The sequence below is a fragment of the Dietzia sp. DQ11-38-2 genome (assembly GCF_014145055.1).
In the GTDB taxonomy this organism is placed as follows: Bacteria; Actinomycetota; Actinomycetes; order Mycobacteriales; family Mycobacteriaceae; genus Dietzia.
The window spans coordinates 5,471-8,359 of record NZ_JAALDW010000256.1 but is presented as its reverse complement, the minus strand read 5'-3'; the positions used below and the strand labels follow the sequence as shown (position 1 = coordinate 8,359).

The window sequence follows — 2,889 nt, the reverse complement described above, 5'->3', positions numbered from 1 at the left end:
GCCGTCCATCCGACGCCCGCGGTGTGCGGGACCCCCACCGACGAGGCGAGGCGCGTGATCGCGGGCCTCGAGGGCGAACGCGGCTTCTACTCGGGGGCTGTCGGCTGGGCGGACGCCGGCGGCGACGGGGACTGGATGGTCACCATCCGCTGCGCCGAGATCGACGCCGATCGCTCAGGGGCGCTCGCCTGGGCGGGCGGGGGGCTCGTCGCCGACTCCGACCCCGACGACGAGGTCGCCGAGACCGCCGCCAAACTCCGCACGGTCCTCACCGCGCTGGGCGCGGTGTGACCCGCTCTACCTGTCGACGACGGGGTTGCTCAGCGATCCGATGCCCTCGATCTCCACGGTGACCCGGTCGCCGGGGAGCATCGGCCCCACCCCGGCGGGCGTGCCCGTCAACACCACGTCGCCCGGGAGCAACGTCATGATCCTGCTGACGTACTCGATGATCTCCCCCACGGTGTGCATGAACTGGGAGGTGTTGCCGTCCTGGCGTACCTCCGACGACCCGTCCGGGTGGTGCACGGTGGTGCGGACGTCGAGGCCGTTCGGGTCGAGGTCGGTGACTATCCAGGGGCCCAGCGGGCAGAAGGTGTCGTACCCCTTGCCCCGCGTCCACTGACCGTCCGCGAGCTGCTGGTCACGGGCGGTCACGTCGTTGGCGCAGGTGTAGCCGAGGATCACCTCGTGGGCCCGGGCGGCCGCGACGTCGCGACAGGGCTGGCCGATCACCACGGCGAGTTCGCCCTCGTGGTCCACCCGTTCGGAGCTGGGAGGGTAGGCGATCGCCGCTTCGGGGCCGATCACAGAGGTGTTGGGCTTGAGGAAGATCAGCGGCTCGGTGGGCGCCTCGGAGCCCATCTCCTGCGCGTGCTCCGCGTAGTTCTTGCCCACACACACCACCTTGGAGGCGAGGATCGGGGCGAGAAGGCGGACGTCGGCCAGCGGCCATTCGCGACCGGTGAACTCGGGCGTGCCGAAGGGGTGTTCCGAGATCTCCGCGCAGGTGAGGGTGGCGGGGTCGGTGACGTCCCCTCGGACCTCGACGAAGGCGAATCCCTGCGGGTGGGCGATACGGGCGAGACGCATACCCGCGATCCTATGCCGTTCGCAGATCCCGGAGCGTCGTGACCCCGCGGTCGCGCAGCTCGGCCGTCTGGGCCAGGTACAGCTCCGCGCAGGCGAGAGCATCGATCAGTGCGTCATGCGCCCGGTAGCGCGGGAGCCCGTACCGCTGCCGCGCATTCCACAGTCGCAGTTCGTCCGGGGAGGACTGCGGTGCGAAACCCATGTCGACTCCCCCACCGAGCACCCTCCGGTGCAGGTCGAGGGTGTCGACCGACACCAACGGCGGCCGCACGTCGTGGGCGGACGAGCACAGCGAGTCGAGGAACTCTGTCTCTATATGACTGTAGTGGGCGACGAGCACCCGCCCGGTCAACGCGGAGAACACCTGGTCCAGGACGACGTCGACCCCGACGCCGTTCGCCACCGCGTCGTCGGTGATGCCGTGCAGGGTGGCGCTCTGACCCACGCCCTCGACCTCGTCGGCGTGGTCGTCCCGGAGGATCATGGACCGCGCACCGCCGAGGTCGATCCGGTCGCCGTCCACGGGCACCAGCCCCACGGACAGGACACGGTGGCGACGGGGGTCGAGTCCCGTCGTCTCCACGTCCACCGCGAGGAGACGCAGATCGGCCAGCGGGGTCGACGGCGCCGGCGGCGGGGTCTCGAGGTAGCGACGGAGCGGGCCGTCCGGAAGGCGCCGCGCAGCGCGCTGCCGGCGCCCGGACCGGGTGAACCAGTCGCGCATCACATCTGTCCGACCCGGTACTTCAAGGCGAGCGAGCCCTGCACGCCGGCGATGATCCGGAACGCGGCGCGGAGACGGTGGCGGTCGGCGGAGCTCAGCGTTCCGGGGTCGAGGTGGTTGTCCTGCGGGTCGTCGTCCGCGATCTGGCGTGCGTGATGACTGTAGGTCAGGCCGCGGAGGAACCGGAATGCCTCGGAGAGGTCCTCCGCATCCGCCCGCGCGATCACACCCGCCCCGGCCGCGGCGTCGAGTCGACCGAGCGTGGACACCTCGTCGAGCCCTGCGGAGAGGGCGTACACGCGGGCGATCTGCACCACCGGCGCGATCCCCCCGGCCTTGAGGTCGAGGGTGTTGCGGTACTCGCCTCGTCGTTCCACCACCAGACCGCGGAAGAACCCCAACGGCGGACGCCACTCACAGGCGATCCGCGCCAGGTGGGCCTGGAACCGCAGGCTGCCCTCGGCGCGCGCGAGCATCTCGTCCCGGACTCTCATGAACAGCGAGGTGTCCCCGTGGACGGGGCGGATGTCCAGGAAGACCTGGGAGTGCAGGACGGCGTCCGCTCCCGGCGCCCGGACCCAGTCCCCCACCTGGCGTTCCCAGGACGTGCACGTGCGACGCCACGCCGGGGTGGAGGCCATGACCTCACCCGGACACAGCGGGAACCCGGACCGGTCGAGACCTGCGCACACCTGCTCGGCCAGCTGTGCGAAGTACCGGTCCGCGTCGGGTGTCGTCCCCGCCGGGTCGTCCAGGATGAGCGCGTTGTCCTGGTCGCTCGCCACACCCAGTTCCCCTCGTGCCTGGGAACCGAGTCCGACCCAGCAGTACGCCACGGGCGGCGGTCCGAGCTCAAGCTCGGCAAGGGAGATCAGTCGGCGGGTCGCCGCGTCCGCGGTGGCCGTGACGACCCTGCCGATGTCCTGGGGGGCTGTGCCGCGGCGGACGAACTCACCGACCAGCGCGGGCAGCCTCGCCGCCAGGTGTGCGACCCCGTCGGCGTCGGGCGCGCGGGCGATGCGGGCCGCGAGGTAGACGGGGTCGGTCTGCGCCAGGCGGAGCAGGTCCCCGCT

The 2,889-nt window shown here is 71.5% G+C and carries 4 protein-coding genes; 1 reads left to right on the top strand and 3 read right to left on the bottom strand.

Annotated features, from left to right (window positions below):
* On the top strand, window positions 1-291 hold a 291-nt coding region (locus tag G6026_RS09455; protein ID WP_182613010.1), incomplete at its 5' end, for a chorismate-binding protein.
* 6 nt (window positions 292-297) lie between these two features.
* On the opposite strand, the gene G6026_RS09450 is transcribed toward G6026_RS09455, so the two are convergent.
* The 3 genes from G6026_RS09450 to G6026_RS17275 all read right to left on the bottom strand — a co-directional run.
* Complete coding sequence (locus G6026_RS09450) at window positions 298-1,092, bottom strand: fumarylacetoacetate hydrolase family protein (RefSeq protein ID WP_182613009.1); 795 nt, start codon at window positions 1,090-1,092, stop codon at window positions 298-300.
* 10 nt (window positions 1,093-1,102) lie between these two features.
* Window positions 1,103-1,816: an exonuclease domain-containing protein gene (locus G6026_RS09445; protein ID WP_107756683.1), complete on the bottom strand. Its 714-nt coding sequence runs from the start codon at window positions 1,814-1,816 to the stop codon at window positions 1,103-1,105.
* Window positions 1,816-2,889: putative nucleotidyltransferase substrate binding domain-containing protein (locus G6026_RS17275; RefSeq protein ID WP_241728002.1), on the bottom strand; the 1,074-nt coding region annotated here is incomplete at its 5' end. The genes G6026_RS17275 and G6026_RS09445, both read right to left, overlap by 1 nt.